General features: G+C 62.3%; 22 protein-coding genes. 14 read left to right on the forward strand and 8 right to left on the reverse strand.

Annotation, left to right across the window (positions count from 1 at the left end):
* Positions 1–95 precede the first annotated feature (95 nt).
* From AAF563_15785 to AAF563_15795, 3 genes are all read right to left on the reverse strand, one after another.
* Entirely contained in the window at positions 96–2,087 is a 1,992-nt protein-coding gene (locus AAF563_15785; GenBank protein ID MEM7122741.1) for a CocE/NonD family hydrolase, read from the reverse strand.
* 78 nt (positions 2,088–2,165) lie between these two features.
* Entirely contained in the window at positions 2,166–2,936 is a 771-nt protein-coding gene (locus tag AAF563_15790; protein ID MEM7122742.1) for a FadR/GntR family transcriptional regulator, read from the reverse strand.
* 2 nt (positions 2,937–2,938) lie between these two features.
* Positions 2,939–3,952 carry a succinylglutamate desuccinylase/aspartoacylase family protein gene (locus AAF563_15795; GenBank protein ID MEM7122743.1) on the reverse strand — a complete coding sequence of 338 codons (1,014 nt, stop codon included), beginning with the start codon at positions 3,950–3,952 and terminating at the stop codon, positions 2,939–2,941.
* Between the two features lie 77 nt (positions 3,953–4,029).
* On the opposite strand from AAF563_15795, the gene AAF563_15800 reads away from it, so the two are divergent.
* From AAF563_15800 to AAF563_15815, 4 genes are read left to right on the forward strand one after another with little or no spacing between them, the layout of a single operon-like run.
* Positions 4,030–5,820, forward strand: a complete 1,791-nt coding sequence (locus AAF563_15800) for an extracellular solute-binding protein (GenBank protein ID MEM7122744.1) — start codon at positions 4,030–4,032, stop codon at positions 5,818–5,820.
* A gap of 51 nt (positions 5,821–5,871) precedes the next feature.
* A complete protein-coding gene (locus AAF563_15805) occupies positions 5,872–7,032 on the forward strand; it encodes a dienelactone hydrolase family protein (protein ID MEM7122745.1) in 1,161 nt (386 codons plus the stop codon).
* 56 nt (positions 7,033–7,088) lie between these two features.
* A complete protein-coding gene (locus tag AAF563_15810; protein MEM7122746.1) occupies positions 7,089–8,489 on the forward strand; it encodes a sugar porter family MFS transporter in 1,401 nt (466 codons plus the stop codon).
* Positions 8,490–8,526: 37 nt separating this feature from the next.
* Positions 8,527–9,903 (forward strand): MATE family efflux transporter, encoded by a 1,377-nt coding sequence (locus AAF563_15815; GenBank protein ID MEM7122747.1) that lies wholly within the window; start codon positions 8,527–8,529, stop codon positions 9,901–9,903.
* Positions 9,904–9,911: 8 nt separating this feature from the next.
* Here the strand turns inward: AAF563_15815 and AAF563_15820 are convergent, their stop codons facing one another.
* Together AAF563_15820 and AAF563_15825 are read right to left on the reverse strand one after the other, a co-directional pair.
* The gene (locus tag AAF563_15820; protein ID MEM7122748.1) at positions 9,912–10,997 is read right to left on the reverse strand and encodes a DNA alkylation repair protein; all 1,086 of its coding nucleotides are present in this window, start codon (positions 10,995–10,997) and stop codon (positions 9,912–9,914) included.
* A 16-nt stretch (positions 10,998–11,013) separates the two neighbouring features.
* A complete protein-coding gene (locus AAF563_15825) occupies positions 11,014–11,640 on the reverse strand; it encodes a DNA-3-methyladenine glycosylase 2 family protein (protein MEM7122749.1) in 627 nt (208 codons plus the stop codon).
* A gap of 92 nt (positions 11,641–11,732) precedes the next feature.
* Between AAF563_15825 and AAF563_15830 the strand changes: the two genes are divergently transcribed.
* Both AAF563_15830 and AAF563_15835 read left to right on the forward strand, forming a co-directional pair.
* Positions 11,733–12,332 (forward strand): urea carboxylase-associated family protein, encoded by a 600-nt coding sequence (locus AAF563_15830; GenBank protein ID MEM7122750.1) that lies wholly within the window; start codon positions 11,733–11,735, stop codon positions 12,330–12,332.
* Between the two features lie 20 nt (positions 12,333–12,352).
* Positions 12,353–13,105 carry a sulfite exporter TauE/SafE family protein gene (locus AAF563_15835; GenBank protein ID MEM7122751.1) on the forward strand — a complete coding sequence of 251 codons (753 nt, stop codon included), beginning with the start codon at positions 12,353–12,355 and terminating at the stop codon, positions 13,103–13,105.
* Positions 13,106–13,166: 61 nt separating this feature from the next.
* Here AAF563_15835 and AAF563_15840 read toward each other — a convergent pair whose 3' ends face one another.
* The gene (locus tag AAF563_15840; protein MEM7122752.1) at positions 13,167–13,952 is read right to left on the reverse strand and encodes a cupin domain-containing protein; all 786 of its coding nucleotides are present in this window, start codon (positions 13,950–13,952) and stop codon (positions 13,167–13,169) included.
* A gap of 203 nt (positions 13,953–14,155) precedes the next feature.
* On the opposite strand from AAF563_15840, the gene AAF563_15845 reads away from it, so the two are divergent.
* The 3 genes from AAF563_15845 to AAF563_15855 are packed head-to-tail and all read left to right on the forward strand — an operon-like array spanning position 14,156 to position 17,289.
* Positions 14,156–15,142: a thiamine pyrophosphate-dependent dehydrogenase E1 component subunit alpha gene (locus AAF563_15845; protein ID MEM7122753.1), complete on the forward strand. Its 987-nt coding sequence runs from the start codon at positions 14,156–14,158 to the stop codon at positions 15,140–15,142.
* Between the two features lie 12 nt (positions 15,143–15,154).
* Positions 15,155–16,174 carry an alpha-ketoacid dehydrogenase subunit beta gene (locus tag AAF563_15850; protein MEM7122754.1) on the forward strand — a complete coding sequence of 340 codons (1,020 nt, stop codon included), beginning with the start codon at positions 15,155–15,157 and terminating at the stop codon, positions 16,172–16,174.
* Positions 16,171–17,289 carry an acetoin dehydrogenase dihydrolipoyllysine-residue acetyltransferase subunit gene (locus AAF563_15855; GenBank protein ID MEM7122755.1) on the forward strand — a complete coding sequence of 373 codons (1,119 nt, stop codon included), beginning with the start codon at positions 16,171–16,173 and terminating at the stop codon, positions 17,287–17,289. The genes AAF563_15850 and AAF563_15855 overlap by 4 nt, the downstream gene beginning before the upstream one ends.
* A gap of 76 nt (positions 17,290–17,365) precedes the next feature.
* On the opposite strand, the gene AAF563_15860 is transcribed toward AAF563_15855, so the two are convergent.
* Together AAF563_15860 and AAF563_15865 are read right to left on the reverse strand one after the other, a co-directional pair.
* On the reverse strand, positions 17,366–18,337 hold the full coding sequence (locus AAF563_15860; GenBank protein MEM7122756.1) for an ABC transporter substrate-binding protein: 972 nt from the start codon (positions 18,335–18,337) through the stop codon (positions 17,366–17,368).
* Between the two features lie 354 nt (positions 18,338–18,691).
* A complete protein-coding gene (locus tag AAF563_15865; GenBank protein MEM7122757.1) occupies positions 18,692–19,663 on the reverse strand; it encodes an ABC transporter substrate-binding protein in 972 nt (323 codons plus the stop codon).
* Positions 19,664–19,862: 199 nt separating this feature from the next.
* Here AAF563_15865 and AAF563_15870 point away from each other — a divergent pair, with 199 nt between their 5' ends.
* The 5 genes from AAF563_15870 to AAF563_15890 all read left to right on the forward strand — a co-directional run bounded on the left by AAF563_15870 (position 19,863) and on the right by AAF563_15890 (position 24,736).
* Positions 19,863–20,690, forward strand: a complete 828-nt coding sequence (locus AAF563_15870) for an enoyl-CoA hydratase-related protein (protein ID MEM7122758.1) — start codon at positions 19,863–19,865, stop codon at positions 20,688–20,690.
* Between the two features lie 100 nt (positions 20,691–20,790).
* The gene (locus tag AAF563_15875) at positions 20,791–21,162 is read left to right on the forward strand and encodes a hypothetical protein (GenBank protein MEM7122759.1); all 372 of its coding nucleotides are present in this window, start codon (positions 20,791–20,793) and stop codon (positions 21,160–21,162) included.
* A 90-nt stretch (positions 21,163–21,252) separates the two neighbouring features.
* On the forward strand, positions 21,253–22,413 hold the full coding sequence (locus AAF563_15880) for an enolase C-terminal domain-like protein (GenBank protein MEM7122760.1): 1,161 nt from the start codon (positions 21,253–21,255) through the stop codon (positions 22,411–22,413).
* Entirely contained in the window at positions 22,410–23,549 is a 1,140-nt protein-coding gene (locus AAF563_15885) for a mandelate racemase/muconate lactonizing enzyme family protein (protein MEM7122761.1), read from the forward strand. Before AAF563_15880 ends, AAF563_15885 begins: the two co-directional genes overlap by 4 nt.
* Positions 23,550–23,578: 29 nt before the next feature.
* Positions 23,579–24,736 (forward strand): Xaa-Pro peptidase family protein, encoded by a 1,158-nt coding sequence (locus tag AAF563_15890; protein ID MEM7122762.1) that lies wholly within the window; start codon positions 23,579–23,581, stop codon positions 24,734–24,736.

Here is a 24,736-nt window from a genome sequence, read left to right on the forward strand (position 1 = left end):
GAAAGGATGCCGGAGAGGATCGAGGGGTACAAAAGATCAATTACTTATTGATAAAGCCATTATCCGAAATTCTAAGCGAATGAAGAAAAACCTTGCTATGTGTTACCCGCCTCTTCCGCCACAATGTCAGCTTCGACAAGGAAACTATCAGCGTCAGCGGTGACGGTCGTTGTCGCTTCAATGGCGACGTCCCAGTCGGCGCGCCGCTGTGCGATACGCCACGACACCTCGCCTCCGCCGGATAACGGATCGCCGTCGGTGATCCACTGGCGCTCGCTGCCCTGGGCATCAACCTCCATACCGTGACCGTCGATCCGATAGGCGCCGTCATCCTTCTCCAGAATCAAGTTGACACGTCCGCTGGCAAGGTCGCGCTCGAAGCGCCGCACACGGTCGAATGCGCGCAGCCATGTCAACGCAGGCGGTGGCGGGACCTCGGCGGCGGCAAACGCCGGCGGCGACGTTCCTGTTTCGTCAGACCAAACCGGCAGGTCCAGTTGGCTTGCCGATAGGTCCACACTGACGGTCGCTTCGACCGGAGCCGGCCACAACAACGGCCACGATCCCGTCGATACTGCGACGCGAAGTCGGCTTCCTTTCTCGAAGGTCTGGGCCATCGCGTTCAGCGTGACTGTAACGTCATAGTCTTCACCGGGGATCAGCGCTTCCGGGTCAGCGTGGCCACCACGGTGGGTCAGGTTGAGCACACCCCACGAGACAAGCGTCGACGCGCCGGCCGGCGCTACCGCGCAAAGGCGCGCCACCAGCGTGGCGACCGGCTGATCGGCACGGAGCCTCAGGCGAAGCACCGGCGTGCCGACGATACTGAGGTCGGCCTCAAGCGGTGAACCGTCAAAGCACACCGACAAGGCATCGTCCGGCCGCTGGTCAAGTGGCAGTTCCGGGCCGATGCCATGAGGGTTCCACTCGCCCGTCATCATGCCCAGCGACAACGGCGTCTTGACGTCAATGCTGCCCTGGCCCGCCTCACCGAGCGTCCCGTTGCCAAGCGCTAAGCCGTGCCAGACGACGTCGGGCGCGGGCCAGTCGGCCTGTGTGATCCATCGGCCCGGACGTTCGGCATAGCTGGCCGCAGGCGCTGCCGCTTCCTGCAGCCACAGGCGCACCATCGGCTCATTGTCGATGCCGTTCGCCTCGTCTTTCAGCCAGCGGTCCCACCAGCGCAGTGTCTCCTGTAGAAATCCAATGGCCGGGCCTGGTGCGGCGATATGGGGATAGCCATGCGCCCACGGCCCGATCAGGCAGCGGCGCGGTACCTTGAGACCCTCGACAAGACGCAAGGCCGTGTTGGTGTAGCCATCGGCCCAACCGGTGACCGCATAGACCGGACATTGGATGGCATCCCAATCCTCGTTGACCGAACCATGCCGCCAATAGGCGTCGCGTGTCGGATGGGACATCCACTCCGCTGTCGTGAATGCCAGGTTGTCGAGGCGCTCGCGCCACATGTCGCGCCATTGGTCGCCGACGATCTCGGGGTCCGGCGGGCGCGCCGAATAGGCCAGACTTTGGCCGCCCCAAGCCAGATTGTTCCGCAGCAGACAGCCGCCCATGTAGTGGACGTCGTCGGCGTAGCGGTCGTCCGTCGAACACAGGGTGACGACGGCCCTTAGTTCCGGTGGGCGGCGCATCGCGACCTGAAGACCACTGAAGCCGCCCCAGGAAATCCCGATCATGCCGACCGCACCGGTGCACCAGGGCTGGTCGGCGATCCATGCCAGCGCCTCCAGCATGTCGTCCTGCTCCTGGGCGACATACTCGTCCATTGGCAGGCCTTCGGAGTCGCCGGAGCCGCGGATGTCGAGCCGGATCGCGGCATAACCGTGTCCGGCATACCAGGGATGGATCAGCTCATCGCGCGGCAGGGTGAAGTCGCGCTTGCGGTAGGGAATGTACTCGACGATGGCCGGCACCGGATCGGTTTCGACGTCGTCCGGCAGCCAGATGCGCGCGGCCAGCCGGATCCCGTCCGACATGGGGATCCAGACGTGCTCGATCTCGCGTACCCTACGCGGAAACGTGTCGACAACGTTGAGATCGCCACCCGCAGCAACCAGATTGACCATGCACCCCCACCACGCTCATGTGGCGGGTATTGCACACCAGGTTGGCGGTCAACGGCAAGCCGCCAGCGCAGGTGACGGTCAGTCGGTGTCGTCGGGCAAGGTATCGGCCGGGAGCATGTGACCGACAACGCGTCGTTGCGCGTTGCCGACATGGGCGCGCATCGCGACACGCGCGCGATCGGCATCACCATCTTCGATCGCCGACATGATGGCGTCATGTTCCTGGCAAACGATCACAACGCGCTCCTGCTGCTTTTTGGCGTCGAGCGACCGGGCGAGGTCCATGCCCTGACCGATATCCTCAAGCAGGCTTTCCATGGTCTCGGCAAACAGGTCGTTGCCGCTGGCGCGCGCGATGTTCAGGTGGAACTCAAGGTCGGAGGTCTTACCGATGCGACCCTGGTTCACCGCTGTATCGAAGTCCCGGTGCGATTTTCTGATCGCCCGCAACTGGCTCGCGCTGCGCCTTGTCGCCGCCAAAGCGGCTGCCTCACCTTCCAGCGCGACGCGGAATTCGAAACAGCGCAACAATTGCGCGACGTTGGCACACGGTGCATAGCGAAGAATCTCGTTGGCGGGGCGCCGCCGCACATAGCTGCCGGAACCCTGACGTGAGTCGACGATGCCGTCAGCCCTGAGACGCGCCAGCGCCTCGCGTACGACGGGACGCGAGACCTCGAACATGCGGCAGAAATCGTGCTCTGATGGCAGGCGAGAGCCTTCGGGCAGCGAGCCGGATACAATACGCTCGACAATCTGCTCGTAGATACGGTCGCCCAGCTTGGGCGCCTTGATGGGAGATCTGACCGGCCAGGGTCCTGGCTGATCAATCGGTTTGGTTTCGTTCATGATCAAATCACCGGATCGTCAATGTCGATGGCTAAATGCGCCAGGCAGTCGCCCGGCTCAACACGGCCGATCGCCCTGAGGCAAATCAAAAGGCCGGATGCACTAAAGTAAACGGGAATAGCTGGCCGTTCGGGATGTTCGATGGCATGAACTTCGCCGGCCAACTGACCTTGTGAAACTGTTTCGCCCAACCGACAGGCAGGCGCAAAAACACCGTAATCTGGCGCGAATGTATAGAGATCTTCACTCGCGCTTGTCATCCATCTCATGGAGTCCTCGTTATGAACCTCAGCGCCAGGCAGAATGCCCAGATGAGCCATGAGATTTCTGACACCACGTTCAACATAGGCCGTGTGGTCGATGTCGACGACACCGCCGCCACCGAACTCACCGCCCAGCGAGATACACCGAGGCCGCGGCACCGAGCTTTCGGAGACGCCGCTCGTGCTTGGCGCCCAAGCTTGAGCATAGGGCCCGCCGAACGCCTTGGTCGCGGCCAGCGCACGTTCATCATGCTGTGCATCGCCGCACAACGTGACCGCCACGAAGGGAATGTAGTCGAGCGACGCGCCACCGGAATGCAGATCGACGAAAACATCGGCCATCGGCATCAGTACCGTTCCGATGTAATGGGCGATCTGGCGCGTCGGCGATCCTTCGGGATCACCGGGGAACATGCGGTTCAAGTTGCCGCCATCCAGCGGCGAGACCCGAACGCCATCCCGCGCGGCCGGAAGATTGGCCGACGGCAAAACGATCACACGGCCCTGGATCGACTCCGGCTCGAGGTCGCGGATCAGTCGCCCCAGGGCGACCTGGCCCTCATACTCGTCGCCATGATTGCCGGCCATCAGGACAAGTGTCGGTCCCTCGCCGTTCGCGATGACCGCGATCGGTATCGGGATGACGCCATAGGCCGATCGCGTCACCGAATGGGGCATCTTCAGGCGGCCAACCTGCTTGCCCTGGCGATCGAAGTCCACATCCGTGTAAAGGCTGGTTTGGTAAACCGACATCCCCAAGCCACTCGGCAACGAAGGGCATGCCCGCCCGACGTGAATCCGCTGGTTCTAACCGACGGCGGAGTAGGGTAATGGCCCTATTGCGCCGTTTGATGGTCTTGATTGCCGGATTCACCATGGTCGCCGGTTCGGAGTCAACGGCCGGCGAGGTGCAAACCGCTTTGGCGATGCATGGCGATCCCGCCTACCCGCCGGACATGACCCACTTCGCCTATGCCGACCTCGACGCACAGGTCGGCGGCACGCTGCGGCTGACCGCCGTCGGCACCTTCGACAACCTGAATCCCTACATCATCCTGGGCGTGCCGGCGCAGGGTCTGGGCCTGGTCTTCGAGAGCCTCATGGAACGCAGCCAGGACGAACCTTTCACGCTTTATCCACTGATCGCCGAATCCATCGAGCTCGCCGACGACCGATCGTGGATCACGTTCCATATCAATCCTGAGGCCCGCTTCCAGGACGGCACGCCGGTCACCGCCGACGACGTCTTGTTCACCTGGCGCACCCTGCGCGACGAAGGCCGGCCCCACACGCGCACCTACTATAGCGAGGTCACCGAGGCCGAAGCACTGGATAGCTTGAGCGTGCGTTTCACGTTTCGAAGCGGCAACTGGGAGATGCCGTTGATCATGGGATTGATGCCGGTTCTGTCGATGAGCTATTTCGAAACCCATGAATTCGACAAGACGACCCTTCAGCCGCCACTGGGCACCGGCCCCTATCGAGTCGCCCAGGTCGAGGCCGGGCAGCGAATTGTCTACCAGCGCGACCCCGACTATTGGGGCTGGGATCTGCCGGTCAACCAAGGCCGCTATAACTTCGATCAGATCAGCTACACCTACTTCCGCGACGCCAACGCGGCCCTACAGGCATTTCTGGCCGGGGATGTCGATGCCCGATTCGAAGACGACGAGACGCGCTGGGCGACCGGCTACGATACGCCCGCGGCACGGCGCGGTGATATCATAACGGAGGAAGTTCAGCACGGACGGCCATCCGGTATGTCGGCGCTGGTGTTCAATACCCGACGCGATCTGTTCGACGATGTCCGTGTGCGCGAAGCGCTAGGCTTGGCCTTCGACTTCGAGTGGACCAACAGGAACCTGCTGCATGGCGCATACGAACGCACCACCAGCATGTTCGACAACGCCGATCTCGCGTCGAGTGGTCTACCGGTGGGCATGGAGCTTGCTTTGCTGGAGCCCTATCGCGACCAGTTACCGCCCGAGCTGTTCAACGAACCATTCGCCCTATCCGTGACGGATGGCAGTGGTCAATTGCGCCAGCAGCTGCAGGCAGCCCGTGACCTGCTAAGCGACGCCGGCTGGCAGGTGATTGACGGTACATTGACCAGGTCCAGCGACGGTCGGACCTTCGACTTTGAGATCCTATTGGACGACTCCCGCTGGGAACGCATCCTGTTGCCCTATACGCGCAACCTGGCGCGCCTGGGTATCACCGCGCGTTTGAGAACCGTCGATAGCGCCCAGTACCAGTTGCGCCGTTCCGACTTCGACTATGACGCGATCGTCTATCGTTGGGGCCAATCGCTATCGCCGGGCAATGAGCAGTTCATCTACTGGTCGTCCGAAGCCGCCGAGAGTCCTGGCAGCCGCAACTATGCCGGGGTGACAGATCCCGTTGTCGATAGCCTGATCACCAAGCTGGTCGATGCGCGCGACCGTGACGAACTGGTCGCCGCCGCACGCGCCCTCGACCGCGTTCTGTTGTGGGGTCACTACGGCATGCCGTTGTTCCACCTGGAGGTCGACAACATCGCGCGCTGGTCGTCGATCGAAAGACCGGCGATTTCGCCGCTCTACGGTCCCGACATCTCGACCTGGTGGCAGAGCCAGAATTGATCGGTGCGGTGAAGCGCGTAATGCTGCGCCATTGGTGATCGGGAGGCCGTGATGAAACGACCGTGGTTGGGCGCGCTTTGGTGCCTTTTTCTTTTCCTGCTCCCGAATACCGTCAGTGCTGCGTCGACCACGCCGGTCGAGTTTGAGTCGAAAGAGACCTTCGAAGGCGCCTCGGGCATCGAGCCGGGCAGCGTCACCGGCCTGCTGACCGTGCCCGACGGCGACGGTCCATTCCCGGTCGTCATTGTTCTCCACGGCTGTGCCGGCCCCACACCATCACATGAAGAGTGGGCGGGCCACATGGCGTCATGGGGTTACGCAAGCCTACGCGTCGACAGCTTCGGACCGCGCGGCATCGACGAGATCTGTACGAACATCTTGCGCCCGGTGCCGCGCGTCGCCGATGTCAACGGCGCCATCGACTATCTCGCCACCGTCGATCAGATCGATACCGGCAAGATCGCTGTCGTCGGCTTCTCCCACGGCGCCAACGTTACCTTGCTGGTCGCCGGAGAACCCGGCTCCCTGGCGCCGCACCACAAGCCGTCGATCAAGGCGGCAGTCGCCGTTTACCCCTATTGCCCGATCACCCATCAGCGGTTCTCGCCACCGTTGATGATTCTGATCGGCTCGGCGGATGAGTGGACACCCGCCAGCCGTTGCGAAAGCCTGGCGGAAGGGTCGGTCGCCGCCGACAAACCCATCGATCTCGTTGTCTATGACGGCGCAACGCACTCCTATGATTGCCGAACGTGCAACGGCGAGCATTGGGGGTACCAATTGGTTCACAACCCCGCGGCCCACGATGACTCGATCCTGCGCATGCGGGACTTTCTGCTGGCGAACCTTGGCCCCGGTGTCGGTGCGGCGCCGCCAGAAGCCGCCGAATCGGAGGCGCCTACCTATCTCGATACGGCAGCGCTGGAAGACGCGCTTGCCGGATCGACGACCATGGGCGTCAACAGCTATGGCAACCCCTATACGGTCCACATCCTCGCGGACGGCACGACGACCGGCGTTGCCGGGCACAACGACGAGTTCATGGATTCCGGCACTTGGTGGATCGAAGACGATATGTACTGTCGGCGCTGGAACACGTGGCTGGATAGCGCAACAGGTTGTTTCCATGTCGTGATCGAAGGCGATAAAGTCCGCTGGCTTAACGCCGATGGTAGTTTGGCGCGCGAAGAAGACTACATCGCGCCCGAGTGATCGATTCGGTTCCCTTAATCAGGATTTTGCCTCCGGGGCATTCTCGAGGTTAGACATTGGCAGATTTATCCTCGAACGTCCCGGGCACCGAGCCAGGCGGCCAAGGCGGCGTCACGATCCTGTATGTCATCGCCGCCATGTGCGCGATGAGTGGCCTTCTCTACGGCTACAATCTCGGCGTCATTGCCGGTGCGATCCTGTTTGTTGTCGACCGGTTCGATCTGACCGACACCTGGGAAGATGCGACGGTCAGCGCATCGCTGCTGGGCGCCATGATTGGCGCCGTCGTCGGCGGCAAGCTGGCGGACAAGTTCGGACGCCGGCGCATCGTCATCCTGGGTGCGGCGATCGGTCTTGCCGGCGCTCTGACATCGGCCCTGGCGCCGACCTTCGAGATCCTTTTCGCCGGCCGCCTGATCGCCGGCCTATCGATCGGCACGTTAACCTGTGTGACGCCGCTGTTCGTTGCCGAGCTCTCGCCGAGCCATCTGCGCGGGCGCCTGGGAACGTTGTTCTCGGTCGCGCTGACGGCCGGTCTGCTGACCTCCTTCTTCTCGGACTTCGCATTTCGGGCAAGCGATCATGGCTGGCGCTGGATGTTCGCCATGGGTGTCGCGCCAGCCGTGCTATTGATCGCCGCGACACTGGCCTTACCCGAAAGCCCGCGATGGCTGGTCGTGCGCGACCGCATCGACAAGGCACGCGATGTCCTGCGCAGAATCTCCGGCACCCAGAAAGTCGATCACGACATTGCCGAGATCAAAGACGGTTTAAGCGCGCAAACCGGCCGATGGTCGGACTTGATCCTGCCAGTGTTCAGATTGGCATTGATCGCCGGCATGGGGCTTGCGGTTATCCGACATGCCACCGGCGTTGCGATTGCCACGTTCTGGGCCCCCGAATTGTTCGGTCTTGCCGGGTTCAGTGATCGATCGGTCGAACTGATGGGTACCGTCGGCGTCGGCGCCGTCTACTTCGTCTTCGGTCTTGTCGGCCTCTCGCTGGTCGACCGTCTGGGACGCCGGCCTCTGATGTTGTGGGGGCTGACCGGCATGGGATTGATGCTCTTCACCCTGGCGGCGGTCTTTTTGTCGCCTCAACTCGGCGGTGTCGCCAGCTGGATCGCCGTCATCGCCTTCCTGCTGTTCGTCGCGACGTTCACGGCGGGGCCCGGCGTCGTCGTCTTCCTGCTGATCTCCGAACTCCTGCCGCTGCAGATCCGCGCGCTGGGCACAGGGTTGGCCAATCTGGTCCTGTGGGGCACGTATCTTGTCTCCACGCTATCGTTTCCCATCCTCATCGACCTTGTCGGGGACCCCGGGACATTCGCGACCTATGGTCTGTTGGTCGTCGCGTCATGGATATTTGTCTATAAGCTGATCCCCGAGACCAAAGGCCGAAGCCTGGAAGACATCGAGTCCCACTGGCGGGCGCCAAAGACCCACAAGACGCCATAGACCTCGGGCGGCCGCCGGCTGCCCGACCGGAGTTCCCGTGACCGTTTTACCGCACCCGACAGCCAGCCGGCCGCCAGCCCAATCGCTTCGCGAGCACATCTCGCGGACGCTCAGGCTGGCGGGCCCGGTGATTGTCGCACGCTGCGGCATCCTGGTGATGGTCTCGACCGATACCATCATGACCGGCCGTGCCGGCGGCCAGGAACTGGCCTATCTCGCCATGGCCTATTCGATCCAGGTCGCCATGCTCGTCCTGGGCGTCGGATTGATGGGCGGCGCGGCCATCCTGGTGTCCCAGGCGGATGGCGCCGGCAACCAGAAGGGCTGTGGCAACATCCTATGGATCGCCGTCGCCAATGCGGTCACCCTGGGGTCCCTGTTCGCCGTCCTTCTGCTTTGGAGCGAGGATATCCTGCTGCTGTTCGGGCAATCGCCGGATCTGGCAGCGGGCGGCGGCGATGCCATGGCGATGTTTGCTCCCGGCATGCCGGCCGTTTACATGTTCACCGCCGGCATCATGTTTCTGGAAGGGTTGAGCCGGCCCCGGCCAGGCATGATCGTGATGCTGGTGGCCGTTGTCTTGAACTTCGGTCTGAACTGGCTCTTCATTTACGATCACGTGGCTTTCGTTCCCGGCGGCGCAGCCGGCGCCGTTCTGGCGACGAGCTTGACGCGTTGGTTCATGGTGTTCGCGTTGTTCATTTACATCCTGACCATGCGTGACGGCGACAGCTTCGGCGTGCGCCGACCGGTACGCGACCGCTGGCACCTGGAAAAACGTTTTCTAAAGCTCGGGGTACCGCTGGCACTGTCCTACGGATTCGAAACGACGGCCTTCATGAGCCTGACCATGATGGCCGGCTGGCTGGGCGCAAGTCAGGTCGCGGGCTTTCAGGTGACCGGCAACGTCATCGGTCTTGCGTTCATGGTCGCCATCGGGATGTCGGCGGCGACGGCCGTGCGTGTCGGCAACGCCGTTGGGCGTCACGATATGCCAGGTCTGCGGACCGCCGGCTGGGTTGGCACTGGCCTGATCGTGGTCATCATGATCGCGGTCGGCGCACTGGTCCTGGGTTTCGCCGACGTTATCGCAGGGATCTATACCAGTGACGCCGGCGTCCTTGTCGTTGCCATTCCTGCCTTGACCTTGGCAGCATTCCTGCTGGTGGCCGACGGCCTCCAAGGAGTCTTGATCGGCGCCCTTCGCGGCGCGGGCGATATCTGGCCGACCACCTGGATCGGCTTGGCCGCGTTCTGGCTTCTGATGGTGCCGGCCGGTTACGCGCTTGGTATCGCGCTCGACCTGAAGGTCCAGGGATTGCTCATCGCCGAGCTCATCGGCGTCGGCGCCGCATCAGTCCTGCTCGCTTGGCGATTTCGTGTGATCTCGCAACGCGACATCGCGCCCGTGTGACACCGGCATCATTTCTTTAGGAGGAAATCGGTTTCGCCGCAGGTCTTGCCATTGATCGCGAGCTCAAAGACATGCCGACCTGGATGGTGCGTCCGTGTCGAGAAGTCCTTGAACGTCTGACGCTTTTCGATCGTCTGGCGCCCTCCCGCCTCCAGCACGACTTCGCAGAGCTTGAAGACCTTGCGCGATGGCCGGCCCGATGCCTTGACGTAGTGGATGGCATAGTCGACCGCGAGCTTTTGGTCGCGGCGGGCGCGTGAGACAACGTCGAAGCTGAAGGTGACGGTGTCACCGAGATTGATGCGTTTCGGTGCAGCTTTCAGCTTCTCGACGGTTAGGCGCGGTTTCGATTCAAAGCCAAACAGGGCGAACGACCGCGGGTGCCCAGCCTTAATCAGGCTGCGCGCGCCGTGACGGACGATCCATGCGGTACGCTCGTCTTGCCGGTCCCACGCTTCGACCCAATCCAGCATGATCTCCGGATTGTCCTTTGAGATGTCGTTCAGGTGATTGGCCACGGACTTGCGAACATAGAGCTCGGGGTCAGCCTTCAGCGTGTCCAGTATGGGAAACACCGGCGTCGGATCGTCGATGAGCGCATCCAGCCGTGATGACCAAGGAAGACGCGGCCTGCAACCTTCGCTCGTCAGACGGCGAACATGATGATTGTCGTCCTTGGCCCAACGCGTCATCACCTTGAGGGTTCCCGCCAAATCCTGCTCGATAAACGGTCTGATAGCCGACTCCGACGTGGAGAACCGGGTCAGATACTTGAGCGCCTCAAGCGATCGTTTGCGATCGTCGAGGCCGTAGAGACCGACAAACTCTGGTGCGAACATGCCGCGAAACTGACCGTCATAGCGTGGCGCGACCTCACACAAGATATCTAGCGCCCGCCCATAATCCGGCGGCAGGTAGCGACGGCACAGCTCGGCGGTACGGAGCAGTCGTTGTTTAAGCTCAAGCGCGTCCAGGCCATCAGTGGCCGCGTCAACGAACGCGCGTTGATCGAGCGCCGGGTGAGCCTTGCCCAGCGCCGATGCCAGGTCCTCGTAGAACGTCTTGTCAAACCAGTTCTTAAGTTCTTCAGGCATCGCCTTGACCCCAATCCTAGACGCCGGCGTGACGGTAGTAGGACCATAAGAGGCGCGCCGCCACCGCCCGCCACGGCCGCCACGGCTCAGCCAGCACTTCCATCGCCGCGGCGTCCGGACGCTGCGGCAACGCGAACACCTGCTGCGCTGCGCTGCGCAAGGCGACGTCGCCACCGGGCCAGGCGTCGGGTCGTCCCAGACAGGTCAGAAGGTAGAGTTCGGCCGTCCACGGCCCAATGCCCGGCAGCGCGATCAGCGCCTTGCGCGCCGGCCCGTCATCCATGGCCGTCAACGCGCCCAGATCAAACTGGCCGTCGACAATCTGCTCGGCGATCGCCAAACAGGAACGCGCCTTGGCGAAGGTCAGGCCGGTGTCACGCAGAGCCTGCTCGTCGAGAGCCGCGATGGATGACGGCGACACGGCCCCCGTGCGTTGCTCCAGCCTGACCCAGGTCGCCCCGGCGCTGGTCAATGAAACGTGCTGGTAGACGATCATCCTGATCAGCGATGCAAAACCACCAGCCTCGCGCCTGAGCGGTGGATCGCCCGTCGCAGCATGGACGGCGGCAAAGCGCTTCTCCAACGCGCCCAGGCAAGCAATGCCGTGGCGCAGGTCATCCATGGTATCGATCGGCCTGCTCATGCCGGGGTTACCGTGGACACCATTGCGCCCGCCGCGCAGATGACCACAATAGCGGGCATCTCATCGTCGAATCGTTCAGGGAGGTGCACGTCATGTCTGGCGAAACTGTCACAGTTCCGGCGCGCGGCGGCAAGGCCGCACATGTCAAAAAAGGCCAGCACATCAAGATCATCAACACCCATGGCGAACAGGTCGTCGATACCTGGGCGTTCAATGCCGAGGATGTCGCGGAGTTCATGGCGATGGACGCGACCCGCGCATACAACCAGCGCATGGTGCCAAAGGTGGGCGACCACCTGGTCACCAACCAGCGCCGCCCGATCCTGACCCTTATCGAGGACACCTCGCCCGGCGTGCATGATACCCAAATGGCGGCCTGCGACCGCTGGCGCTATGGGCTTCTGGGGGTCAAGGACTATCACGACAACTGCGCCGACAATCTAACCGCCGGCTTGGACGAACTTGGCCTGAAGGAAACGCACACGCCGGCACCGCTCAATCTCTTTATGAACATCCCGTGGACGCCCGATGGTGGTCTGTCCTTCGAGGCGCCGGTCACGAAACCCGGCGACTACGTCGTCTTCAAGGCTGAGATGGACTGCGTTGTCGCCATGTCCGCCTGCCCGCAGGACATGTTGCCAATCAACGGCAAGGGCGGCGAACCGACCGAGGCGCATTTCGAAGTCTACTAGTCCGACACCGGGCAAGCCCGTTGCCGATCGAGAGTTTCTGGTTCTACGCCGCCGCTGTACCGGCGGTGCTGATTTCGGGCGTCTCGAAAGGCGGGTTTGGCGGCGGACTTGGGATTCTTGCCGTCCCGCTGATGGCGATGAGCGTGTCGCCGATCGAGGCGGCGGCCGTCATGGCGCCCGTGCTGTGCGCCATGGACATCTTCGGTCTAAAATCGTATTGGGGCACCTGGCAGCGCCGGATGATACTGCTGATGGTGCCGGGCGCCTTTGTCGGTATGGGCCTGGCCGCCCTAACCTTCGGCACCATCGATGAGGCGAGCATCCGCCTGATCATCGGCGGTATCGCGCTGGCTTTTTCGCTTAACTACTGGCTACAGCGCATCGCGCCGTTGACACGCCTGCCGATGCCAACCTGGCTGGGACCGGCCGCCGGCGCCGTTTCCGGCTTCACCAGCTTCATCGCGCATGCTGGTGGGCCGCCGGTCCAGGTGTTCCTGCTCGCGCAGAACCTAGACAAGACACTTTATGTCGGCACCACCGTCGTCTTCTTCACGGTCATCAACTACATCAAGCTTGTGCCCTATGCCGGGCTGGGCCTGTTCACCGAGACCACACTCCTCACCGCGCTCGTCCTGGCGCCGCTCGCGCCCATCGGCATGTGGATCGGTTTCCGCCTGCACGGGCGCGTTCCGCAGGAGCTGTTCTATCGCCTGTGTTACGGCTTTCTTGTGATTGTCGGCATCAAGCTCGTCCTTGATGGGCTAGGTCTTTAAACGCAAAAAAAGGGCCCCGGAGAGACCGGAGCCCTTTGTCTGACGTCAGTATCTTGCCGAACTACTCGGCGGCGTCGGCGGCCGCGGCGGCCGCTTCTTTCGGCTGGAAAATACAGAAGATTTTCTTCACGAAACCCGTGCTGTCCCACTGATAGGTGATGCCCTTGGGCACCAGGAACGTGTCGCCGGCCTTGTAGGTCGTCTTCGCACCGTTGTCGTCGGTCAGCGTGACCTCGCCTTCCAGGATGTGCATCAGCTCGTTCCTGGGGAACGGCAACGGTTTGGTATGCATTTCCGTTGTCGTCCAGATGCCGACGGTCAATTGTTCGGTCGCGTCCTGGAAATAGACCTTCACGGTCTGCTCCGGCACATCACCGACATAGCGCGAGGTATCCTGCTCGCCGACCGGCGCCAGATCGTCAGCCGGATTGGGCAGGCGCACGTTAAGCGCGTCATCCCCCAGCACATCGCCGGACGGATCGTCGTGGATCACGTAGAACTTCAGGATGTCTTCGGTCTGCTTCCACGTGCACGGCATGCCCTTGGGGATCACGAAGCTCTCGCCCGCTCGGATGGTGTGCTCGTCGCCATTCTCGTGGATGATGGTGACCGATCCGTCCAGCACCAGCATAAACTCGTTGACGTCATAGGGACCGGGCTTCGCCGTCATCGGCGTGCAGTGCCAGACGCCAGCGGTCAAGGTGCCGGTATCGTCAGTGAAATAGTTGTGGCCGGACTGGACCGGCGTGCCCGCAGTCAGCGAGGACTGTGGAATTTCCTCCCATTCGACCATACCGGTGTCGGCTGGCCCGCCGTTCTCGAACTTCAGGACCTTCAGATCACTCATCGTCGTTTCTCCATCGTGGATTGCCCGGTGACGCGGCGACGCCACCTCCCGGCGTGCTTGGCCGGAAGTCGATCTCATACTTGCGCTTTTCGGCGGGTTTGGCGAGTCCCCGGCAGCGGATTGTCCGACGGCAACAATTCGGTCGGTGCACAGCCGATTTCTGGTTAGTCTTGGACGATTCCCAGACTGCCGGAGCAGAGCCGATGACCACAGGCGCCGCCCTTCAACTTAGCCGCGACAAGCTGCTGCAAGCCTACCGCACGATGCGGACCATACGCGACTTCGAGGAGCGCGTGCACGAGGAGTTCGAGGCAGGCCATCTGCCCGGTTTTGTCCACCTTTATGCCGGCGAAGAGGCGTCCGCGGTTGGGGTCTGCCTCAACCTGGATGATGAGGACAAGATCTGCTCGACCCATCGCGGGCACGGCCACTGCATCGCCAAGGGCTGCGATGTCACGGGCATGATGAAGGAGCTTTGGGGCGCTGCCGACGGACTGTGCGCCGGTAAGGGCGGTTCCATGCATATCGCCGATCTGTCAAAGGGCATGATGGGCGCCAACGCCATCGTCGGCGGCGGGCCACCGCTTGCCTGCGGCGCCGCGCTTGCCGCCAAGACGCTGAAGAACGGCAAGGTCGCGGTGACGTTCACAGGCGATGGCGGTTCCAACCAGGGTACGACGTTCGAAAGCATGAACTTCGCGGCCGTGTTCGATCTGCCGGTGATCTTTGTTTTTGAGAACAACGGCTACGCCGAATCAACCGCGTCCTCCTGGTCGGTCGCCTGTGGTGACATCGTCAATCGGGCCGAAGCGTTCGGCATGCCGGGCATGCAGGTCGACGGTTTCGATTTCTTTGCCGTCCACGATGCTGCCGCCGAGGCGGTCGAACGCGCGCGCACCGGTGGTGGCCCCAGCCTGATCGAGGTCAAGTTCGGCCGCTTCTATGGCCACCATGAAGGCGACAATCAGTCCTATCGCGGCAAGGACGAGGCCGCCAATCTGCGGGCCAACCATGACTGCCTGAATCTGTTCCGACAGCGAGTCACCGAAGCGAGCCTGCTGGAAAGTGCTGACCTCGACTCAATTGATACCGAGGTCGCTGCGCTGATCGACCGCGCGGTCCAAGACGCCCGTTCGGCGCCCAGACCGACGCCGGAACAACTGACCACCGATGTTTACGTGAGCTATTGAGGGAGGCGGGCCATGGCACGGACACTAAGTATGCGGCAGGCTCTATCGGAAGCCTTCCATCAGGTCATGGAGGAAGACGAACGCGTTATCATGCTGGGCGAGGATATCGCCGGCGGCAAAGGCGCGCCGGGCGACCAAGACGCCTGGGGGGGCGACATGGGCATCACCAAGGGCCTGCAGCCGCGCTTCGGCGAAGAGCGCGTGCTGGATACGCCGATCAGCGAGTCCGCGATTATCGGTTCGGCGGTCGGCGCGGCAACGTGTGGGCTAAGACCCATCGCCGAATTGATGTTCGTCGACTTCATGGGTGTCTGTTTCGATCAGATCCTCAATCAGGCGGCCAAGTTCCGCTATATGTTCGGCGGCAAGGCCGAGACGCCTGTCGTCATCCGCACCCAGATTGGCGCGGGCTACAACGCCGCGGCTCAGCATAGCCAGTGCCTCTATCCGATCTTCGCCCACATTCCCGGTATCAAGTGCGTTGTTCCGGCGTCGGCCTATGACGCCAAGGGCTTGATGATCCAGGCGGTGCGCGACGATGACCCCGTGATCTTCTTTGAGCACAAGGTCATGTACGACGAGGTCAGAGACGAGGTGCCGGAAGAGCCCTACACCATACCGTTTGGCGAGGCGAACATCGTGCGTGACGGCGGCGACTGCACGATCGTCGCCATGGCGCGCATGGTGCACAAGGCCAAGGAGGCCGCCGATGCGCTCGCCAAGGACGGCATCGAGTGCGAGATCATCGATCCACGCACGATCTCGCCGCTGGACGAAGACACGATCCTGGAAAGCGTCGAGAACACCGGACGCCTGGTCGTCGTCGACGAGGCCTATCCGCGCTGCAACATGGCGACGGATATCTCGGCCCTGGTCGCACAACAGGGGTTTGCCGACCTGAAGGCGCCGATCGAAATGGTGTCGCCACCGCATGTGCCCGTACCCTTCGCACCGGAGCTTGAGGAGGCGTTCATTCCGACGCCTGAAGGGATCGCCAAGGCCGTACGCAAAACCGTGGGCTACGCCGGATGAGTGAGAACGGTATCGTTGCCATAACCGTGCCCAAGTGGGGCATGGCGATGGACGAAGGCACGGTCACGGCTTGGCATATCGACGAAGGCGGCACGGTCGAGGCCGGCGACGAGGTGCTGGACGTCGAGTCGACCAAGATCGCCAACGCGATCGAGGCCAAGCAAGCAGGCGTTCTGCGTCGCCAGGTCGCGGCGGTCGGTCAGACACTGCCGGTCGGCGGCCTGCTTGGCGTCATTGCGCCAGCAGATGTCGGTGACGCTGAGGTCGATACGTTCATCGACGGGTTTGTGGTCGTCGCGCCGGACGACGATGAAGCGGAAAGCGGGCCGCAACCCCAATCGATTGGGGTTCACGGCCAGACGATCCAGTACCTGGTGCATGGCGAAGGTGGCGTGCCGATCCTTCTCATTCACGGGTTCGGCGGCGACATCAATCTATGGATGTTCAATCAACCGATCCTGGCCGATACGCGCGCGGTCTACGCGCTGGATCTCCCCGGGCACGGCGGCTCAAGCAAGGATGTCGGCGACGGCAGCATCGCGTTTCTGGCCCAGGCGACAATCGGCACCATCGATGCCCTCGGTCTCGAAACGTGCCACCTGGTCGGCCACTCCATGGGCGGCGCGGTCGCCATGCAGGTCGCCCTGGACCACCCCGAGCGCATTGCATCCATGACCTTGATCGCTCCCGCCGGTCTGGGGCCGGAGATCAACGGTGCTTACATCGCCGGGTACATCGCGGCGGAACGACGCAAGGACATGAAACCGATGGTCGCCCAGTTGTTTGCCGACCAGTCACTGGTCACCCGCCAAATGGTGGAAGATGTGCTGCGCGCCAAGCGCATCGACGGCATCAACGCCGCACTGGCGACAATTGCCGCGGCACAGTTCGACGGCGACCGCCAAAAGCTCGACCTGAGTGATCAGGCCGGTCGCCTGGACCTGCCGAAACAGGTCCTGTGGGGCGCCGACGACCACATCATTCCGGTGTCGCATGCGAACCATCTTAGCGGCGCGAACGTCACCATCCTGGATGGCGCCGGACATATGCCGATGATGGAAAAGACGCCAGACATCAATCAGACGATCGCGGCATTCGTCGCATCACAGGTATAGGCCACGCGCGCCCTAGAACAAAAAAGAGGCCGGGCGTCGCCGCCCGGCCTCTCTTCCATCTTCTATCGACAAGCGACTACATGGACGCCTGATCCGTCCAAGCCTTGACCTTGTCAGGATTGTTGTCGAGCCACTCGTTGACGACCTCGATCAGGTCGCGGCCCTTGTCGTCGATCTCCGACATCATCTGAGCTTGCTCGTTGTTGTCGATCGAATAGACCTCGATCAGGTTCCAAGCTGCGGGATGCGAATCCTGCAGGCCCTTGTTGACGACCTTCCAGATCTCGGCGCCACCCCAATCGCAGTCATAGGTCGCGTCCGGGTTCAGGCCGAGCGAAGCATCGTCGTGGCAGCCGTCGTAATACTCCGGCAGATAGACACGCTCCATGTCGACCTGGGCGTGCAGCCAATGCGGTTCCCAGAACATGGTCAGCAACGGCGCTTCACGTTCAACGGCGGACTTGATCTCAGCGATGATCGCACCCTCGCCGCCCGACGGGATCGAGACATAGTCGAGGTCGAGCGCGGCGATACGCTGGGCATTGGTATCACCCCAGTCGGCCGGATAGTCGAGGAAACGACCAGACGGTGCCGTGTCAGCCGTCGAGAATAAGTCAACACAGTCGTGCAGCGCTTCCCAGTCCGGCAGACCCGGGCACATGTCGATGACGTAGGAAGGAACGTACCAGGCTTCCTGAGGCCGCAGGCCGGACTCGCCGAGCACCTGGACGTTGCCCGTATCCATCGCCGCATCGAAACCTTCGCCAATGTTGGAGCTCCAGATCTCCAAGGTCGCGTCAAGATCGCCATCGGCCAGCGCGGTGAGCTGCGGATAGTAGCCGGCGGTCACGTATTCGACGTTATAGCCCATGCGTTTCAGGACCTCGCCGGCAACCGTCGTGCTGACGTGCTGACCGGTCCATTCGTTCATGGCGAGTTTAATCGGCTCGTCCGATTCCGGAACGCTCTGCGCCTGCGCCGAGACCGCAAGGCCCAAGGCGAGAGCGCCAGCAGCAACGGCCGACGAGAGTTTTAGTACGAGATCCATGTAGTTGCCTCCCAGTGAACGGATCATAAAGATACCTAATCTTGGTATCCTCTCAGTAGATTCTATGCGCCAGCACGCCAGCGAGTGCAAGTCGGGTTCGTGCGAAACGCGACTGTCTTAGGTGTTATGCCGCGTCCTGATCGGCCCCGCGCTTCTGTGATGGACACCGACATGCCGTTCGAGAAAGTAAGGATACCGGGGCCTCTCGCTGCAAAATCTGGCGGTGGCTGCAAAGCCATCTTGTCATCAGTCGCTCGGTCGGAATCCGCACGCGGAGCCATGCGAGGCGGCCGACAAGAAAAGAGGCCGGACGTTACCGCCCGGCCTCATTCAACAGCCCGGTGCTTCAGGCCCTTACATCGTCGCTTCGTCCATCCACTCCTTGACCTTGTCGGGATTGTTGTCGAGCCACTCATTGACGACCTCGATGAGGTCGCGGCCCTTGTCATCAATCTCCGCCATCATCTCAGCCTGCTCACCATTGGTGATCGAGTAGGCATCGATCATCGCCCAGGCACCGGGATGGGAATCCTGGAGGCCCGGATTGGCGACCTTCCAGATCTCGGCGCCAGCCCAGTCACAGTCGTGCGTTGCGTCCGGATTCATGCCGCCTGACGGATCGTCTTCACAGCCCTCGAAGTATTCCGGCAGATAGACGCGCTGCATATCGATCTGCGCGTGCAGCCAATGCGGCTCCCAGAACATGGTCAGCAACGGCGCTTCGCGTTCCACCGCCGACTTGATCTCGGCAATGATGGCGCCTTCGCCGCCCGACGGGATTGCCACATAGTCGAGGCCGAGCGCTTCAATTCGTGGCGAGTTCTTGTCGCCCCACTCCGCCGGATAGTCCAAGAAGCGGCCCGAAGGCAGCGTCTCTGGCGTCGCGAACAGCTCGGCACAGTCGTTCAAGGCTTCCCAGCTCGGCAAACCCGGGCACATGTCGACCACGTAGGCCGGCACGTACCAGGCTTCCTGTGGTTCAAGGCCGGATAGAGAAACCACCTCGACCGAACCGGAATCAAAGTGCTCGTCCCAGCCTTCGCCGATGTTGGAGCTCCAGATCTCCAGCGTGGCGTGGATGTCGCCGTCTGCGACGGCGTTGATCTGCGGATAGTAACCGGCGGTGACGTACTCGACGTTGTAGCCCATGCGCTTCAGCATTTCGCCGGCCACGGCCGTGCTCACATGCTGGCCGGTCCACTCGTTCATGGCCAGCTTGACGGGTTCGTCAGTCTCCGGTGCGCTCTGCGCGTTCGCCCCGAACGCCAGTCCCAGGACAAGGACGCCAGCCGCGGTAGCGGTCGCGAACTTACGTACGAAATCCATGTTGTGCCTCCCATTATGCGGATCGCAAACACCCATTTTTTAGGTGTTCTTAAGCGATTCTATGCGACAGCAGCCCGTTGAGTGCAAGTCGCGTTCTCAAGGCCCTAAGCTGACCAAGGGATTATGGCGATACCGCGAACGCGTCACGCGTGCATGATCCCCTTCTTGCTGACGTATTGCTAAGCAAAGGATCGATGTCATGAACGAGTATGTCCACGCCAGCCAACGAGGACGGGTTCTGGAGATCACCATGGATCGGCCGCCCGTCAACGCCATCAACCGGCAGTTCAGCGATGAGATGTACCGATCACTGTGCCGGTTGAAAGATGATAATGAACTGCGCGTCGGACTTGTTACGGCGACCGGTGACAGGGTTTTCAGCGCGGGCTGGGATCTGAAGGAGATTGCGGCGATCGACGACAACGCCGATGCTCTCGCCTCGGCCGACGGACTGCCCGGCGGCTTTGCCGGCATTGTCGAGTTCTGGGATCTCACGAAACCGGTGATCGGCGCCGTTAACGGCATTGCCGTGGGTGGCGGTTTCGAGATCGCGCTGGCTTGCGACGTCTTGGTTGCCGCCGACAATGCCGAGTTCTTCTTGCCCGAGATGCAGCGCGGTTTCCTGCCCGATGCCGGCGCAATCCAACGCCTGCCCCGGCGCCTGCCCTATAACGTTGCCGTGGAGCTGTTCCTGACCGGGCGGCGCATGGGGGCGGAAGAAGCCAAACACTGGGGTCTCGTCCATGACGTCGTGCCGCACGACCAGCTGATGGATCGCGCGCGTGCCCTCGCCGACGAGATTGCCGAAGGCGCGCCGCTCGCCCTACAGGCGCTGAAGGAAGCACTCGGCGCCATGATGCACCTCTCGCTCCCCGAGTCGTTCGAGGTCACCCATCGTGCCATCAAAGGCGGCGGCACCGGCAAGAGCGGCTTACCGACCTATGAGCGGATGCTCTTCTCCGACGATTTCATGGAGGGCGCGCGGGCTTTTGCCGAGAAGCGCCAACCGGACTTCAAGGGCAGATGAGCCGCCCATCACGTCTCGGTGAGGCCTAGAGCAACGCCGTATGGTCCACCGGACCATGGACGTTCTAGCGGGTGGGGGTAACGAAACGAGGGAATGCGTAATGGGTCACCGTCTTCGCCTGCTGCTGGCAGCCGGTCTTGCCGGCCTGCTGCTGGCACCTGCCGCCGCTTCGGCAGGCAACTTCAACTACGGCTATTCGCCGGGCTATTCCTATTTCTTCGGCTATGGCGGCCATAACAACCGCAATCATGGTTATGGTCACGGGAAGAACTACTACCACGGCAACAGCTACAATAATCATGGCTACAACAATCACGGCTACAACAGCTACCAACGGTCCTGCCATTCGGTGCGCAAACACAGCTATGACAGCTACGGCAACCGCGTGGTGATCGGCGGGACGCAGTGTTACGATCGCTACGGCAACCCCTATATCGTGCCGGGAAGCCGTCACATCATCGGTTACCACTGAAGCGCCGGCCGGTAACCTAGCCACTGTCGCGCGGACGCCGAGGTCTGTAGGATCCCCCGGACGTTAAGGATCGTCCGGGGGGTCCACTCTTTGACACGCGATCTCGATATCGTTCGCGCGCGCGTTTATGCGGTCGCGCCCAGGTCAACACCTCCGTACCGCTGGTCCGGGCAGGACGGCTTCGTTCGGGTCACGGACAACATCCTTAGACTGACGGCGCGCAATGGCCTGGAGGGCGTTGCCAGCAACACGTCGAACGTGCCGCAGGGCCAACCGGGAGAACCGACAGGCAAGGCTGATCGAAGCCTGTTCGATCGGCTGAACGACCTCGCGCCATCGGTTATGAGCGCGTCAGCTCTGGAGCGTGAAGCGGTCAACGACCGGCTGCTGCGCTATTCCCACGATCCGCGGCACCTGGCCGAATCCCTGATCGACATTGCGCTATGGGACCTTACGGCGAAGGCCGCGGGCCTACCGCTACACCGGCTGCTTGGCGGTGCCGCTGATCGCATGCCCGCTTATGCAAGCACGCCTGTCTTTGACGCGGTCGATGACTACGTCAGCTTTGTCGGCGACTTGAAGGCGCGCGGCTACCGCGCCGCCAAACTACACACCCGCTGTGATCCCGACTGGGATCTGGAGATGGTCGCGGCGGTCGATGCGGCCCACGGCCGGAACATGCGGTTCATGTTGGATGTCGAACAACGCTACGATCTCGATAGCGCCCTTCGTGTCGGCAAGGCACTCGCCGAACGCAATTATCTCTGGTTCGAGGCGCCCCTGCCCGACCGTGATCTCGACGCTTATGCGACGTTGCGTCGTGCGGTTGATGTGCCCGTATTGGCCGCGGGCAACACGCTGACCCGACTGGATGACCTTCGTGGCGGCATCGCGTCTGCTGCGTGGACCCATTTGCGCACAGGCCCGACCCATGCCGGCGGCATCGGTCCGGCGCGCAAAGCGATGGCGCTGGCTAACAGTCATGGCATGACAGTCGAACTGCAGAGTTATGGCTTTGAAGGTCGCAAGCTTGCTTGTCTGCATATGGCGCTCGGTCTCGGCAACTGTCAGTACTTCGAACAACCAGTCCCTGAGACCGACTACGAATACGAGATGAACGAGCCGCCACGCATCAATGAGGCGGGAGAGATCGCGCCCCCCGATGGGCCCGGCCTGGGACTCGACATCGACTGGACACGAGTCGAAAACGATGCGTTCGCATACTTCGATACACTGCGTGAGGCAGCATGACGCGTTTGGATAAGAACGATTTGGAAATCACGCGCGTGCGCGTCTATGTCGTCGCACCCGATGTCACACCGCCGTACCGCTTCACCGGGACAGAAGACCACTACACCATGCACCACCATGTCGTCCGGCTGACGACCCGTGGCGGCATTGAAGGCGCATCCGGCGCCGATTCCGGTGATCCGGTTGACGGGAAACACGCTTATGCCGAGGCCTTTCGCCCTATCGTCGGTGATGTCTTGGGTCGCAGCCTGCTCGAGCGCGACGCGGTTACCGCGGCATTGTTGGCCAAACGATCGGCGCCCGTTCCCGATCCCGAGTCGCTGCTGGATATCGCGATGTGGGATGCCTTCGGGCGCGCCGCCGGCATGCCGCTCTTCCGGCTCTTGGGCGGTCAACGCGAGCGGATCCCCGCTTACGCCAGCAGCCCGGTGTACGAAACCGTTGAGGAGTATCTCGACTATTGCCGGTTGGTCCAGGGGCTGGGTTTCCCGGCGGTTAAGTTCCACACCCAATGCGATCCCACATTCGATCTGGAGATGACAGCGGCGGTGTCTAAGGCATTCGATTCGAGCGGACTGCGCTTCATGGTCGATCTTGAGCAGCGCTATGACTTCGATGATGCGGTGACACTGGGCCGCGCACTGACCAACATGCCCTGCGACTGGCTGGAGGCGCCACTGACCGATACGGACCTCGACGGTTATGCCGAACTAAGGCGCGCCGTTGGTGTCGATGTTCTCGCCGCCGGCAACACGATTGTCGAGCTCTCCGACATGGCCGAAGCGATCGAGCGCGGCGCCTGGTCTCGCCTGCGCTGTGATCCCACGAATGTCGGCGGCATTCAGGTGACCATGAAGGTGATGGCGCTGGCCGAGGCCAACGGCATGAAAACCGAACTGCAAAGTTATGGTTACCCGCTCAGTCAGGCGGCAAACCTGCACGTCATGCTGGGCGTCGCCGGCTGCACCTATTTCGAACAGCCGGTTCCGGTCGAACACTACGAATACGCCTGCGCCAACCCGATACGAATTGAAGCCGACGGGTGCGTCAGCGCACCGGAGGGTCCAGGTCTGGGCCTCGATGTAGACTGGGATCTGATCGAAGCCGAAGCGTCGCTCGTCATCGATACGGACTGAACGCACCTATGCCGCCAGGGACCAACACCATGCTCGACCAAGCACGCCAACGGACAGTCGCGTTTCAGAAACGGCTCGCAGACGCCGGTATCGACGTCGCGGTCATGACCGACGAGAGCTCGATCGCCTATCTCGCCGGTTTCTGGGGCTATCTGTCAGTGGAGTTCGGCCGTCCGACCTTTCTGCTTGTCCGACCCGACGCGCCGCCGGTCGTTGTGACGCCGCTGATGGAAAGCGAAATGGTGTCGGCCATGACCTGGGTGGAGGCCATCGAAACCTGGGAGGATGCGGGCGCGCGCCGCTGGGAGAACGTGCTGCGCGATGCGTTGGGCGAGAGACCCGGCCGCGTCGGCATCGAGGCCGCCGCGCTGCCGGCGATCGTGCGCAACTGGTTCGACGAATGCCTGCCCGGCACAGTGCTTCATGACGTCTCCGACGAACTCGGCGCGATGCGCATGATCAAATCGCCGGAAGAGGTCGAGGTCATGCGCCAGACCGGCACAATCGCCGGCGCCATGATGGCGGCCGCCGAAGGCGCGCTTGCCGAGGGCGCGCCGGAATACGAGGCGGCGCTCGCGGTCATCAACGCCGGGACGCGCGCGGCGGCCGGCTTTCTGACGGCGAAGGGTTGGGACGCCTTCATATCGCCCATGATCCACAATCTTCAGATCATGCAGTCCGGCCGCGACACCTCCATGGTTCACCGGCGCGCCAGTGTGAAGCCGCTGGAGAAGGGCGATCCCGTCTACTTCTGTTTCTGCAACATGGCGCAATTCAAGCTCTACAAACTGGGCTTCGACCGCATGTTTTTCGTCAAGCAGGTGTCGGACGACGCCATCAGGGTCCAGCAATGCGCCATCGACGCGCAACAGGCCGCCATCGGTGCCATCAAGCCTGGCGTGACGGCCGAATCGGTCGCCGATGCCGCCAACGCGGTCTACCAAGACAGGGGCTACGAGACCGGTTACCGCACCGGCCGTTCCATCGGCATGTCGTATCTGGAGGCACCGGAGCTCAAGGCAGGCGACACCACCATTCTGCAGCCCGGCATGACCTTTGCCGTCGACGGCGGCATATCGGTTGATGGCAAGCTCGGCGGGCGCATCGGTGATTCCATTGTGGTGACGGAAACCGGCGCGGATTATCTGACCGAGTACCCGCGCGAAATCCTGGTAGTGGATCGCTAG

This window comes from Pseudomonadota bacterium (assembly GCA_039028155.1).
Taxonomy (GTDB): domain Bacteria; phylum Pseudomonadota; class Alphaproteobacteria; order SP197; family SP197; genus JANQGO01.

Excerpts from the sequence above, each read along its gene's own strand:
- AAF563_15850 (MEM7122754.1), top strand. The coding sequence starts at position 15,155 with ATGGCACGGACACTAAGTATGCGGCAGGCTCTATCGGAAGCCTTCCAT.
- AAF563_15885 (MEM7122761.1), top strand. The coding sequence starts at position 22,410 with ATGACGCGTTTGGATAAGAACGATTTGGAAATCACGCGCGTGCGCGTC.
- AAF563_15795 (MEM7122743.1), bottom strand. The coding sequence starts at position 3,952 with ATGTCGGTTTACCAAACCAGCCTTTACACGGATGTGGACTTCGATCGC.
- AAF563_15855 (MEM7122755.1), top strand. The coding sequence starts at position 16,171 with ATGAGTGAGAACGGTATCGTTGCCATAACCGTGCCCAAGTGGGGCATG.
- AAF563_15845 (MEM7122753.1), top strand. The coding sequence starts at position 14,156 with ATGACCACAGGCGCCGCCCTTCAACTTAGCCGCGACAAGCTGCTGCAA.
- AAF563_15790 (MEM7122742.1), bottom strand. The coding sequence starts at position 2,936 with ATGAACGAAACCAAACCGATTGATCAGCCAGGACCCTGGCCGGTCAGA.
- AAF563_15805 (MEM7122745.1), top strand. The coding sequence starts at position 5,872 with ATGAAACGACCGTGGTTGGGCGCGCTTTGGTGCCTTTTTCTTTTCCTG.
- AAF563_15840 (MEM7122752.1), bottom strand. The coding sequence starts at position 13,952 with ATGAGTGATCTGAAGGTCCTGAAGTTCGAGAACGGCGGGCCAGCCGAC.
- AAF563_15870 (MEM7122758.1), top strand. The coding sequence starts at position 19,863 with ATGAACGAGTATGTCCACGCCAGCCAACGAGGACGGGTTCTGGAGATC.
- AAF563_15860 (MEM7122756.1), bottom strand. The coding sequence starts at position 18,337 with ATGGATCTCGTACTAAAACTCTCGTCGGCCGTTGCTGCTGGCGCTCTC.
- AAF563_15825 (MEM7122749.1), bottom strand. The coding sequence starts at position 11,640 with ATGAGCAGGCCGATCGATACCATGGATGACCTGCGCCACGGCATTGCT.
- AAF563_15890 (MEM7122762.1), top strand. The coding sequence starts at position 23,579 with ATGCTCGACCAAGCACGCCAACGGACAGTCGCGTTTCAGAAACGGCTC.
- AAF563_15865 (MEM7122757.1), bottom strand. The coding sequence starts at position 19,663 with ATGGATTTCGTACGTAAGTTCGCGACCGCTACCGCGGCTGGCGTCCTT.
- AAF563_15875 (MEM7122759.1), top strand. The coding sequence starts at position 20,791 with ATGGGTCACCGTCTTCGCCTGCTGCTGGCAGCCGGTCTTGCCGGCCTG.
- AAF563_15820 (MEM7122748.1), bottom strand. The coding sequence starts at position 10,997 with ATGCCTGAAGAACTTAAGAACTGGTTTGACAAGACGTTCTACGAGGAC.
- AAF563_15785 (MEM7122741.1), bottom strand. The coding sequence starts at position 2,087 with ATGGTCAATCTGGTTGCTGCGGGTGGCGATCTCAACGTTGTCGACACG.
- AAF563_15830 (MEM7122750.1), top strand. The coding sequence starts at position 11,733 with ATGTCTGGCGAAACTGTCACAGTTCCGGCGCGCGGCGGCAAGGCCGCA.
- AAF563_15800 (MEM7122744.1), top strand. The coding sequence starts at position 4,030 with ATGGCCCTATTGCGCCGTTTGATGGTCTTGATTGCCGGATTCACCATG.